The organism is Anatilimnocola floriformis (assembly GCF_024256385.1).
Lineage (GTDB): Bacteria > Planctomycetota > Planctomycetia > Pirellulales > Pirellulaceae > Anatilimnocola > Anatilimnocola floriformis.
On record NZ_JAMLFW010000001.1, the window covers coordinates 455525 to 468172 of the forward strand.

General features: G+C 60.2%; 7 protein-coding genes. 3 read left to right on the forward strand and 4 right to left on the reverse strand.

The features are described 5' to 3' along the window. Nucleotides 1–39: 39 nt before the first annotated feature. Together M9Q49_RS01800 and M9Q49_RS01805 are read right to left on the reverse strand one after the other, a co-directional pair. The gene (locus M9Q49_RS01800; protein ID WP_254506934.1) at nt 40–2880 is read right to left on the reverse strand and encodes a COG1470 family protein; all 2841 of its coding nucleotides are present in this window, start codon (nt 2878–2880) and stop codon (nt 40–42) included. A 216-nt stretch (nt 2881–3096) separates the two neighbouring features. Next, nucleotides 3097–5601, reverse strand: coding sequence for a DUF1549 domain-containing protein (locus M9Q49_RS01805; protein WP_254506935.1), 2505 nt, complete (start codon nt 5599–5601; stop codon nt 3097–3099). Nucleotides 5602–5849: 248 nt separating this feature from the next. Here M9Q49_RS01805 and M9Q49_RS01810 point away from each other — a divergent pair, with 248 nt between their 5' ends. Next, a complete protein-coding gene (locus M9Q49_RS01810; protein ID WP_254506936.1) occupies nt 5850–6110 on the forward strand; it encodes a hypothetical protein in 261 nt (86 codons plus the stop codon). Between the two features lie 10 nt (nt 6111–6120). Here M9Q49_RS01810 and M9Q49_RS01815 read toward each other — a convergent pair whose 3' ends face one another. Further along, entirely contained in the window at nt 6121–7689 is a 1569-nt protein-coding gene (locus M9Q49_RS01815; RefSeq protein ID WP_254506937.1) for a hypothetical protein, read from the reverse strand. 196 nt (nt 7690–7885) lie between these two features. Here M9Q49_RS01815 and M9Q49_RS01820 point away from each other — a divergent pair, with 196 nt between their 5' ends. Next, nucleotides 7886–8932 carry a DUF362 domain-containing protein gene (locus tag M9Q49_RS01820; protein WP_254506938.1) on the forward strand — a complete coding sequence of 349 codons (1047 nt, stop codon included), beginning with the start codon at nt 7886–7888 and terminating at the stop codon, nt 8930–8932. Nucleotides 8933–9058: 126 nt separating this feature from the next. Next, the gene (locus M9Q49_RS01825; RefSeq protein WP_254506939.1) at nt 9059–10150 is read left to right on the forward strand and encodes a WD40 repeat domain-containing protein; all 1092 of its coding nucleotides are present in this window, start codon (nt 9059–9061) and stop codon (nt 10148–10150) included. A gap of 14 nt (nt 10151–10164) precedes the next feature. On the opposite strand, the gene M9Q49_RS01830 is transcribed toward M9Q49_RS01825, so the two are convergent. After that, complete coding sequence (locus M9Q49_RS01830) at nt 10165–12543, reverse strand: hypothetical protein (RefSeq protein WP_254506940.1); 2379 nt, start codon at nt 12541–12543, stop codon at nt 10165–10167. Nucleotides 12544–12648: the final 105 nt, after the last annotated feature.

The following is a 12648-nucleotide window of genomic DNA, read 5'->3' on the forward strand; positions in this document are numbered from 1 at the left end:
ATTGGTCCGTCCCACTGGACTCGGACTTTTTAGCAGGACTTACTTAGCAACAGCTTCAACCTTGATCACAACTGGGATCGAAGTTTCGACATTCATATTGTTGAACTTCCCCTTGGCCCGGATCGTGCCGGTGTGTTCGCCAGGAGTGGCGTTCTTGTCGGCAGTGACTTCGAGCTTGGCTTCGCCGTCTTCCTTTTTGAGCGTGACCTTCTCGACCTTCAGGCCGCTGACGCCGGCTGGCGCTTCGAAAGAGAAGTCGACAGCATCGGCAAAGCCGTAGAGGCGTTCGACCTTCACGCTGATCGGGGCCTTTTCACCTTGCTTGACATTGGCTGGATCGGCGCCAGAGAGCTTGTAGGGAGCCGCGTCGATCTTAAGTTTGATCGGCGTGCTGACGAGAGCGAAGGTGACGTCCTTCGGCGCGTTGGCCTTCTTGGCGTCGTCCAATCGTTTGTCGATGGCCTTCTTCAGGTCGTCGGCTTGCTTGACTTTGTCTTGGCCGGCTTTGAGTTCCGCTTCGGCTTTCGTCTTGGCTTCTTCGGCGGCCTTCTTCGCGTTGTCGTCGGTTCCCTTGGCAGCTTCGGCGGCGGCTTTCACGGCGGCATCGCGAGCGGCGGTCAAGGTTTTGACCTGTTCGCCGAGTTGCTTGGCCATTTCTTCCATCTGCTTCTTCTCTTCGGCGGCGCGAGTTTCGGCTTCCGGATTGCGGATGTACTTCCGCTTCGTCTCGCCCTTCATATAGAAGGTGTAGATACCGGGCTTGGTGTTCTGCTGATTGACTTGCAGCTCGAACTTGCCATCCTTCGCATCGGCGGCGACATTGACTTCCTTGGGCTTGAGCTCGGTCGGCAAGCCGACGGCGGTGAGCTTGATGGCTTCTTTGAAATCGCCGCGACGAACGACGCTGAGCGGAATCTCGACGTTGCCGCCGAGAGCCGTTTCGTAAACCTTGTCTTCGCCGATCGAGACGAAGGCCGGCTCGGTTTCCTTGTCGCCGACGCTCAGCTGAAACGAGCGCGAGAGGCGGAACTCAGGCAGGGCTTGCTGGCGGTTGGCCGAGCCCCAGACCATGCTGGCGTAACGTGATTCGCGGGCGGCGTCTTTGTCACCGATTTTTGCTTTGCCGACGATCTTCACGCTGCCAGTCCAAGGGGCCGCGTCTTCCTTGGCGACGAAAATCAGGCTGGCGGAATTCACTTCGCCGCCGATCGTTGCGCCGCGGCAAGAGATGCCATCGGGTAAACCTTCGGCTGTGATCGTAATATCGCCCTTGAAATCATCGACACGATTGACCGTAACGCTCATCAACACGCTACCGCCGCGACGAAGCGTGATACCAGTCAGCGGCGAGCCCTGGTTGTTGTCGTTGTTCCCGGCCTTTGGTTGCGAGCTGACCGAGAGGAGTTGAAAATCGGGCGCGAGCGGACGAATGGCCAGGCGATAGACATAGCTGGGATCCTTCCGGCCGTCGCCAAACTGATCGCGAATCATCACGCGGTAAGTGCCATCGTCGGGCGCGGTGAAGCGATACGAAGGATCGTCGGTCGAGGTGTCGTAGTCGGTGCCGATCTTGTTGTTGCGGTCTTGCGGGTCGTCAACCTGAGCGATGTCGCTCATCGTCTCTTCACCCTTGTCGTTCTTGGTGACCTTCATGATGGCGAAGTAAGGATCGCTGCCGAGACCGAGCTGATGCGAGATCGCTTCGATCATCAACACTTGTCCTTTCTTGGCGTCGAACTGCAGCCAATCGGTATCACGGGCCGGATAAAACTGGCCGACGTATTCGCAAGGAATCGTCACGACCTGAGCTTTGGCTGGTTCGTTGTTTGGTTCCACTTCGGCGATGACCGGCGCCTTGGCGAAATAGATGATCGCCGGGTTGCTCTTATCGAGGCTGTATTCAAAGCCGGTCTGCCAGGCCTGCCGCGGTTTGGCCGCGCGAGCCAAAGGCAATTGCGAGAGGGCCGCTTCGTCGCCAGGCACGGCGATGTTGACTTGCAACTTTTGCAGTGGTGACGCACCCATCGTCAGGCCGTCGACATTCTGACCGCCGGGCAAATTGCGGCCGTAGATCGTGAACGGGCCGTTCGTGCCGGGAACGGCCGACGGCGGGAAAATGAAATCGATGTAAGCGGTCGACTTGGCGCTGAGGCGATAGAAGTGATCGTTGCTGCCGCCGTAAATCGCGTCGAACAAGCGGACGGTGTAATCGCCATCGGCGGGCGCGGTGAAATCGAGAACACAGTCTTCGCCCACCGTATCACGCACGCGCGACAACTCGCGGCCATTGGCAGCGAGGACGGCAATGGTGGGATCAAGCTTCGAATCGATCCGCTGGGCCATGCAATCGAGAATGATTCGCTCGCCCTTCTTCAGCGAGACCTTGAAGTAATCGAACTGCCCCGCTTCGATCCGACCGTTCACCACGGTGCCGGCGGGGAGCGCGACGGCTTTTTCGGGGCTGTTGTTACCGGCGGCGTCGGTCACTTCTTCTTGATTGCTAACCACGAACGAGCGCGGATTGGAAATGCCAAAGCGGCTGACCACGCGGGCTTCGTAGATTCCCGGCGGCACGTCGCCGGCGATGTTCACGGTGAACAGGTTCGCCATCGGCCGGGGAGTTTTTTCGAGCTCCGTGGCCGTCGACATCTTCGGTTGCGCGGTAACGCCCGGGTGATTGAAGACGAGCTTGTCAGCATCATCCAGATCGGTGCCGGCGACCGTCACCTCAACCGTCGTGCCAACCTTACCGCCGGGCGGAAAGACGCTGGTCAGCTGGGCCGTGGGAAGCTGCGCCCAAGCCAATGCCGGCAGGAGCAAGCAACTCAAAAAAGTTGCCGTGCGCGCAACAACAAGCGATTTCGAAACGTCGTGCTTCACGGGAGCCACTCCCTGGGGTCAAAAAGGAGAGGGAAGGATTTAGGGAAGGGGCGAGGCGGGAACGAAAGGCAGCGGGAATGCCTCTCGTTTAGTTTGCTTGATCGGCGGGTGGGAATCAAGGAAAGAGGTGCGGGATGGGGGATGCGAGGTGCGGGAAAGGCAATTTCATTCCCTCATCCCGCCTCTCTCATCCCGCATCCCTGCCGCAACGCGGCATTAGTGGTTGAACAAGAACTCTTTGGTATTCACGAGCGCCCACACGATGTCTTCGTAGGCACGCTTTTGATCCGCTTCGTTCTTTTGAATATGCGACAAAGCCACGGTCAGTTCTTCCGGCAACGGCGGACGGCCGAAGGCCAGGATGTAGAGTTCGCGAACTTTCACATCGTTCGGGCGAGCCTTGTCATTGGCGAGCACGGCAGCTTTGCCGCTCCCCGAGGTCAGCTTGCCTTGAATTTCACCCGAGTTGAGCAGGTGGAGGCTTTGCGCGAGGTTGGCTTCGCTTGAGCGTTCGCATTCGCAAGCGCTGCTCGATTCCGGCCGGCCGAAGACCGTCAGGAAGTACGAGTTGAAACCGTTGTCGGGCAGCTGCACCGCGCGAGTCCCTGCCGGCACGCCGCCGAACGACGATTGATTGCCAGTCACCTGGTCGATCGAGTCGAGCAGCACTTCGGCGTTCAAACGCTTGGGATAGTAGCGCGAGAAGTTCTGCTTGTCGTCCTGATTCCATTCGTTCGGCTCAGCCGACAGCTGATAGGTCGTCGAACTGACAATCGTCCGGCAGAGCGCCTTCAGGTCGAAACCACTATCGGTAAAGTTCTTGGCGAGGGCTTCGAGGAGTTCCGGATTGCTGGCCGGGTTCGTCACCCGCATGTCATCTTCCGGATCAACCAAGCCGCGGCCGAAGAAGTGCTTCCAATAACGATTGACCAGCGACTTGCTGAAGAACGGGTTGTCCTTTTGGCTCAACCAGTCGGCCAGGAAGTGCCGTGGGTCTTGGTCGGCAGTCAGTTCGAGCGTCTTGTCACCGAGGCCGGTCGGCTTCACGGCCTGGCCGGTCTTGGGATTGGTCGCTTGGGCCATGCCGCGGCGATGGAAGATCCGTTCTTCGTTTTGAACCATCCCCTTCTTGCGACCGACTTGCGAGAAGAACGCCGCAAAGCCGTAGTAGTCCTGTTGGCTCCACTTCTCGAAAGGATGGTGATGGCAACGGGCACATTGAATGCGGAGGCCGAGGAACAGCTGGGCTGTGTCTTCGACCTGAGCCGACGAATCTTTCACTTCGCGATACCAGCCCACCGGCGGATTCCTGCCGGCTTCGCCTGAAGCCGTGAGGACCTCGCGGACGAACTGATCGTAGGGCTTGTTCTCGTTCAGGCTGGTGCGAATCCAATCGTGGAAGGCGAACGTCGCGGGCTTTTCGACATCCATCCGCCGCTTGTTGCGGAGAATGGCGCCCCACTTATTCGCGAAGTAATCAGCGTAGTCGGTGCTGTCGAGCAAGCGATTGACGAGGTTGTCGCGCTTGTTCGGATCTTGATCGATGAGGAACTGCTCGACTTCTTCAATCGTTGGCAGACGACCGGTGAGATCGACCGTCACGCGGCGGAGGAACGTAGAATCGTCGCAAACCTTGCTCGAGGGCAAGCCGAGGGCTTTCAGTTTCTTTTGCACCGCTTCATCGATGAAGTTGCGCCCCTTCGGCAAGTCAGTCACTGGCACACCCAGCGGCACCGTGGCGCGAAATACGCCGACGTGGCCTTGATAACGGGCCATCACCGCGACGCTGCCGGTCAACTGGCCGGTGGTCACGAGACCGGTGACGCTGACTTCGCCCATTTCGGTGTCGTTCGAGTCGAACTGCGTCGTGCGCGTGACGTCTTCGGTCGCGCCATTGCTGTAGTGAGCGATGACGACAATCTGTTGCGTGCTTTCGCGTTCCATCAAGCGTTCGGCAGGTTGCACTTCGATGTGGGTGACGTGCGGATCGGTTTCCTTGCCGTAAGGCATCCCTTGTTCGATCCAACGCTTCATCACGCGATAGGCCGGGGCATCGAACTCAATACGTTGACCACCGCCGTGCGGCAGACGAGCGGTCGCCTTCAGCAGCAACAAGCTTTGATCGGGCGAAGCCGGAAAGAGCCGACGGCCACGACCTTCTTTCACGAGGTATTCAAAGTCTTCCTTGGGCTCGAAGCCGAGCAGCGAAAGGCGGAAGCCGTTCTGGCCGCCACTCTTGCCGTGGCAACCACCGCCGTTGCAGCTGTACTTGGTGAAGACCGGTGTAATCTGATTGGCAAAGTTGATCGGCAGGTCGCTGACGAGGTTCGTCACCTTGAATTTGAGAAGCGATTCGATCCCCGGGCCAGCCGTGATCTTGATCGTCGCTTCTCCTTCAGAGACCGGGGAAACATAGCCCGTCGCATCGACCACGATGATGCCCTGCGGGGCTGCTTCATAGGTTGCCTTGCCCGACAAATCGCGGGTTTGTCCTGAAGAATAGACGCCGGTCACGATGATCTGCTGCGCGGCATCGCGACCAGATAGCTGAACCACGCCATCCTGCAGCCGGCCGGTTTCGACCTGAACCGAGGTCAGTTTACCGGGGTCGCCCAGGCCGGGAGCTTTGGGTTTGGCGGGAGCGTCGGCGGCCATCAGCAAACTGAGTGGCGCGAGCAGTGTGGCCAACAAGAAAGCCACGGTGGCGGGTGCTCTAGACATGTCCGTCTTCCTTACAAGATCGACGTCCGAACGGGCGGGAGGAATGCCATAGCCAGGCATTGGTGGGACCTACAACGCGATTATCTCACCTTAGAAAACGAAATGCAAGCAAACGTCAAACTTCGTTGATGGATTTCGCACGAAGTGGACCGAACCAATTTTCGCCGGGCCGCGTATTGACACTTGTACACTCATGCGTACACTTGCCAATGTTCACTTGTTCAGCAATGACACGGAGGGTGAAACCCATGGTTACTCTGGCAAATCGTAACGACGAATTGGCTCGGGCTAGCTACCTGGAATTGACTGGCTCGCGCGAGCCGCAAGCGATCGGTCTGCTGATGCAGCAGGTGCTGGCGCGGTATGCGTTGCCAGCCGTTCAAGCAGGCCATATTTCGCTCGAAGCCGACGAACGGCATTACGACGACTCCGAAGACATGCACACGTTGGCGGCGACGGCGAAGAAAACTTCGATTCGCGCCCATGAAAGCGTGCGCATGGCTGGCTGAGTCACGCTGATTAGCTCACACCAAGCAGCTCGCAGGCTTGTTGGTATCCCGGCGCTGCATAGCCATATTCGCTGGCAGTGACGCGAGCGAGGGCGATCATTTGTCGCCAACGGAAAGCAGGTCGCGTGGCGGCATATTCTTCGTTCGCCGTGCGGTAGAACTTTTCGGCATGCAGCGCGCCATCTTCGCTGATGGCAAAACGAAGCAGCAGCTCCTTGAGCGGAGTGACCGCGTGCTGTTGTTCGCCGTATTTGTGGACGATCGCACAAGCGCGGGCCTGATCCTTGCCGCGAATCGCTTCGTCGGCGGCAGTGAGTAAATTTTCTGCCGAGGTTTCGGTGACGCCGGCCAATTGCTCAGTGTAGGGAAACGGCGTTTTTGTGTTGTAGGCCGTTTGTCCCGCGGTGTGAAATGCGCCGACGATGAGGGCCGCGGCCGCGTTCTTGGCGGCGCTCGCTCGCGCGATATTCCGCCAGGCGTTGGCCGAGTCGGAGGCATGCACGCCCACCGAATCGCCATGCACGGTGCCGGCCGGCTTGCCCGCCGAGGCGTGTTCGGGTTTGCGACCCGGATCGTGCAGCACCAGTTGATTCGCCGCCAGCGAGATCGCTTCGCCGACGACCTCCGGATCGATTCCTTCGGCGAGCGCCGTGGCTGCTGCTTCAGCCGCTTGCTGTCGACTGCCGGCGTAGATGGCTTGCACCAGTTTTTCGAACGCCGCATCGTCGAGCGGTTTCTTGCCGAGCGAAGTGTCCAGTAGTTTGTGCTCTTCCAGCAACTTTGGCAGCAGCGTGCGAATATCGGAGCGTGGGCGATTGCGACTGGCGAGATATTCTTCCGATTGCACGCAATATCGAACGCTCTGCCGTAGCAGCGTGTGAGCATGTTCCTGTCCCGCGAGCGACAGCATCGACCAGGCCCGCCAGGCGAGCACAACGCGATGGACATCGACCTCTTCCATCACCGCCCATTGCAGATGCTGAAAGGCTTCGCCCGTTGTGCCGGTGGCGATGGCAGCGAACACGGCTTCGGCGTCGGGATAGCTGACCTGATGAATGGCATCGCGGAGTTGCTGGTCGGGATTGTTTGTCGGCTTTGCGACGACGACCGTTTGCAACGTGTCGCTCGTCGCATGGCTGGTCGCTTGAATGCGACTGGCGTTGCGGAAGACGACTTTCAAAACGGGCAGTGCGCGCTTCTCGACTGGCGACTCGAGCGCCATTTGATAAGCAGGGCCGAGCGCCATGAAGGTGTGATAGCCCGTGTAGTCGTTACCGCCGAAGGCCCGCGCATTGGCAAAGGCCGCCGCGCAGGTCAGCGTTTTCAAATCGGTTCCGGCTTTCAGTTTGTCCACGAGTGTTGGCAGTAGTTTTTCTGGCTCGGTCGCTTGCATCAGGTCGACGAGCGGTTCGAGTTCGCCGAACGTGACGCGGTTCTTCACATCCTCATTGGCCCATGCAGGCGACAAACCGAGGTCACCGGCGAGCGTGCCTCCCAAACTGGCGGCAAGCATGCCGCGGCCCACATCGGCAAGAAACTCACGGCGGCTGTTGCGAGCACGCAGGTTCGGCGATTGCATGGCGAATCTCCGGGGAGAAAGAGTTGCCTGGCTGTTCTGCTGGGACTCGCGCGCATTATAGCGCTCGCCGCTCAGCGACTACAAATCAATTCGCTAGCGTGCGACCGCTGCAAACCTCCATATACATAGCTGGCTAACTTCGCTAACTTCCCCAGCAGCGCTGTTGCCGCGGAGCCCTTGCCGGGGAAGCACACTCATGAACCAACCCGATCAGCCCTTTTCGCCCGTGCCGATGCGGCAGTTGCCGAATGTCAGCCGGCGCACATTGATCGTGGGTGGCGGTCTCGCGGCGGCGGGAATCGTGCTGAGCTATCAGCTGCGCGAAATGCTCAAGGGCCGCGGCAGCGTTTTTGTCGCGAAGAATCAGCGCTATGATGGTCCGCTCGAGCAGACCATTCGTGATGGCTTTGTGGCCTGCGGCCTCGATCCGCTGCAAATCAAAGGAAAGCGGATTCTACTCAAGCCGAACCTGGTCGAGCCTTCGCGCGATTGCCCGCACATGACGACGCACCCAGCCATGGTGCTCGCGGCGGCCGAAGTCTTTCGCAGCTGGGGCGGCATCGTCAATGTTGGCGAAGGGCCCGGCCATGTGCGCGATACCGAAATGGCGCTCGTCGAATCGGGCGTGGCCGACGCGCTCGATTCGCTGAAGTTGCCCTTCAGCGATCTCAACTACGAAGAAGTCGTCTGGACGCCCAATCGCGGCAAGGCCAGCAAGCTCGAGGGCTTCTTCTTTCCGCGGAGCGTGGCCGAAGCCGATCTGGTGGTTTCGCTGCCGAAGCTGAAAACGCATCACTGGGTGGGCGTGACGCTGGCGATGAAGAATCTTTACGGCACGATCCCCGGCATCAAATACGGCTGGCCGAAAAACGTACTTCATCACAACGGCATTCCCGAGACGGTCTTCGATATCAACGCCTCGCTGCCGAAGACCATCGCCCTGGTCGACGGCATCGACTGCATGGAAGGTGACGGCCCCATCATGGGGACGAAGAAGCAGATGGGGCTCGTAGTCATCGGCACGAACCCGACGGCCGTCGATGCCACGATCTGCCGAATTATGGATGTGAATCCGGCGCAAGTGCCATATCTCCGCCTCGCAGCCGATCGACTGGGGCCATTGAGCAGTCAGCGGATCGATCAGCGCGGCGAAGATTGGAAGGGGCTGGTCTCGCCATTTCAGGTGCTCGACAAGCCACATCTGCGAGCGCTCGTGCGTCATCGCGGCTTGCTCGTGACTTAGCGCAAAGACTCCCGAACCGTTGCTGGCTGGGTTATCCTAGTTGTGGGTTCGGCCAAAGTCGCCTTTCGCCACACCGTTCGAAGACGCGTGCTTTCGCGGGAGCGAAAGCCGACAGTCGAGGCTCTCATGATCCGCAGCAATTCCTTCATCATCGCGCTTGTCGTGACATTCAGTTGTGCGGCTCTCCATGCCGCGCCGTTCGTTCCCGCGCGCGATCCCAATGTCGTGGCCATCGCGCCCAGCGGCAATGTGGTGGCCACGGGTTGCTCAGGAATGTCCGACGGCAGCTTTCCGCCGCGACCTCATCCCGACGTGCGGAAGTGCGCGGTGGTCGCCATTTGGGATGTCGCCACTGGCAAGCGGCTCGCACGGATGGAGACCTTCGGCGATTTCACGCAGCTGGCGTTTTCGCCCGATGGCACGTTGCTCGCGGCCGCGCGACTATTTGCCACGGCGGACGGCGTGCCGATGAATGAAGTTCGCATTTGGGATGCGACGACGGGGCGCGTGGTGAAAGTGCTCGATCGCTGCCATGCGTTTTGTTTTGCTCCGGCTGGCAACCGACTGGCCGTGGTCAGCCGCAGCAAGTGCGTTGTCTACGACAAAACCGATTGGTCGAAGGAGCATCTCATTCCACCGCTGGGCGGCTGTGTGAGCGTGAGCTTTTTGAATGACGGCAGTGCGCTCCTCGGCGTGGTCCGCGAAACCAAGGCCGAGCAGCCCGATCAATATTTCATTCGCAAGTGCGATCTTGAAACCGGCAAGCAGTTGCAGCAATCACAGCCGCTGGCGAATGCTTTTTATCGACTCGCGCTCGCTCCCGACAATGCCTCGCTGGCCACCGGTCACGATGGGGGCAATGTGCTGGTGTGGGATCTCGCCACGCTCGCACCGCAACTGCGGCTGCAGACCAGCATCAAGGGCTGGGCTCATCCCTTCTTTTCACCCGATGGCAAGTATCTCGCCGGCGGCTGCCAGGACAACGGCGACGTGGTGCTGTGGGATCTCAACACTACGAAAGAAGCCGGCCGGTTCTCGTTCGACAAATGGAACGCCCGCACGTTTTACACGCGGACCGCCGAAGAAACCTTCCGCCCGGAAAAAGATCCGCAGCGGTTCGTGTTTCATCCCGACAGCAGCGCCTACCTCGTCGGCGGCTCGGGTGGCGTGCTGCGATTGATCGATGGTGGTCGGGAACTGAAGCGCTTCGGCGATTAAGACGGCCGCAGCGTCTATTCCTTGAAGTCGTACTTGTCGGTCATCACCAGCGGCAAGTCGCTGATTTCAAACAACCCTTCTTGCGCTGCTTCGGTGAAGAACTGCTTGGCTTTTTCCTGATTCTCGGGCGTGTCGGCCTTTGAGGTGGCGAGCCAGGCGCCCTTGATGACTTTCGTCACGCGATCGGTCGGCGGCAGACGCACGTCGACCAGCGCCATGGCCAAACCATCGGGCAAGCTGCTGGGGGTGTAGGTCTTGTTCGTTGCGTTGAGGCGAATGGTGAGCATTTGCGGAGTCTTCGCAACGACGATCACGCGCGTGCTCGCGCCGAGCGTCAATTCGGCGCCGGTGGTGAAGGCATCGTCGGCAAACAGGGCTTTGATTTCCTTGTCGAACTGCTTGACGTATTCATTCATCAGGTTCAATCGCTCAAACTTGGTGAACGGATCTTGCCCCTTGGCGAGCGGCTTGGCTGCGGCGAGTTGCGCGTCGGCTTCGGAGAAGTTACGATCCTTCAGCGCCTGGCGGGCCTTGGTGAGGGCGAACGTTAGCGCCTTGGCATCACCGGCCGACATCTTCTCCATCGGCGGCTCGGCCGGTTTCATCGGCATCGGAGTCATCATCTCCGGCTTCGGATCGGCGTTCTTATCTGGTGGCTTGAACTCGATCTCCGGTTTTGGTTTTGGCTCCATTACCTCGGGCTTCATTTCCGGCCGAGGGTCGGTGGGCATGACTTCCGGCTTCGGCATGGGCGGCGTGACCATCGGGTTGAGGTCGATAGGCTTCGGCACCTCCACCGGCAACTTGGGCTTTGCTGGTTCTGGCGGCTTGGGCGGTGTGGGGGTCAGCTTGGGCTTGGTATCGGTCGGCGGAGTCGGTTGAACGACGGGAGTCTGGTTCTGCGCGAGCTCGTCTGGGTCTTGCTTGGAATTGGCCAGGGCGAAAATCAGGCCGCCGACCACGAGCAAGGCAGCGCCGGCGCAGATGATGATCAGCGTCGGATCTTTTTTCTTGGGAGCCGATTCGTACCGCACGGGCGAGACCGACGCACCGCTCATCGGCGCCATCGACAACGCGTTTCCTAGTGGAGCATCGAAAGCCGAGTTGCCGGGAGCCGCAGCTTTGCCGCGCGGGATGTCGCCCACCGGTTGGCCGGCAGCAAAACCCATGATGCGCGGCTGCTTCTCTTCGCCGGACATCGCTAAGGGAGACATCGGCGACATTGGGCCGAGAGGAGCCATCGGATCGGCGCCGGGCATCGGCATGGGGGCCATTGGATTCATTCCCATTCCCGCATTGGGATCGCCGTAGCCTGCGTGAGCCGTCGGGGCATAGCTGGGTTGGGGCGATGAACCAAGGCCGAGCGCATCGAGTGGCGATGGTTTGCGCTTGGCAGGACCAAACAGTGCATCAAGCCCTTCCGCGGCTGGCGGCGGAGGTGGCGGCGCCGAAGGCATGCCATACGAAGGCTGCGGATATTGCGGCGCCCCATAAGGCATCGGTTGCGGCTGACCATACGGCTGTGGATAGCCAGGTTGCTGCGGATAGCCGGGAACTCCGCCGTATTGCTGCGGGGCGTAACCGGGCTGAGCATAGCCGGGTTGCGGCTGGCCATATTGTGGTTGCTGGGGGTAGGCCGGCTGAGGCTGCGGATAGCCGGGCTGCTGATAACCCGGCTGCGGTTGATAACCGTACATGGGCTGCGCCAGCGGCGCGGCTTGTTGCGGGTAAGCCGGCTGCGCCATCATGGGCTGCGCGGGCATGGGCTGTGCAACGATTGGTTGCGCGGCCATCGGTTGCGCGGGCTGTGTAGGCCAGGCTGCTGCGGGACTTGCTTCCGGAGCAGACGGCGCAATTGGCGTGGGCGCAGCGAGCGAGGCTTGGATCGGCGCAGGTTCTGGCGTGCGAACTTTTTCGGGTGCGCGTGTCGGCTCGGAGCGAGTTGGTTCGGGAACTGGTGCTGCCGGCGGAGCTTCTTTTTTCGGCGTCGACTTTCCGCCGTTCGGACCCATGCCGGGTGGAAAGCGAGGATCCCAAGCAGCCGTTGCGCCCGACGCTGCGGATGATGCGGGAGCAATCGGAGCAGCTTCGGCCTTCGGAGCGCTACCAGAAGCGCCGGCCGTCTCGCGCAGATCGGTGTCGTATTCCTGCTTCCGCTCGGGATCGAGCAAGCGGCCCTTCGCCAGCAGCAGTTCATCGAGCAGCTTCGACCAGGCCTTGGCGTTCGGCCCCGGGCGGAAACCACGGACGCGGCTCATCGCCTTATCGGCAGCCACCGTAATTCGCCCCGCGTCGGCCTCAAAGTTCGGCAGCCCCAGCACTTGGTAATGGTTGGGATCGGCCAGATCGGCGGGCAAACCCAGCCATTCGACGTATGGATTGAAATCAGACATTAGCACTCTTTCACAGCCTCGGCCGCAGCAGCAACGAGCAGGGCAGGTTCCGCGGACACAACTCTCCCACCATCTACGGTAAACCTCAGCCCTCGCCGCTGCAAT

What these genes read in the sequence shown, in the direction of transcription:
- M9Q49_RS01810 (WP_254506936.1), top strand. Translation starts at nt 5,850, where the DNA reads ATGGTTACTCTGGCAAATCGTAACGACGAATTGGCTCGGGCTAGCTAC.
- M9Q49_RS01815 (WP_254506937.1), bottom strand. Translation starts at nt 7,689, where the DNA reads ATGCAATCGCCGAACCTGCGTGCTCGCAACAGCCGCCGTGAGTTTCTT.
- M9Q49_RS01805 (WP_254506935.1), bottom strand. Translation starts at nt 5,601, where the DNA reads ATGTCTAGAGCACCCGCCACCGTGGCTTTCTTGTTGGCCACACTGCTC.
- M9Q49_RS01830 (WP_254506940.1), bottom strand. Translation starts at nt 12,543, where the DNA reads ATGTCTGATTTCAATCCATACGTCGAATGGCTGGGTTTGCCCGCCGAT.
- M9Q49_RS01825 (WP_254506939.1), top strand. Translation starts at nt 9,059, where the DNA reads ATGATCCGCAGCAATTCCTTCATCATCGCGCTTGTCGTGACATTCAGT.
- M9Q49_RS01820 (WP_254506938.1), top strand. Translation starts at nt 7,886, where the DNA reads ATGAACCAACCCGATCAGCCCTTTTCGCCCGTGCCGATGCGGCAGTTG.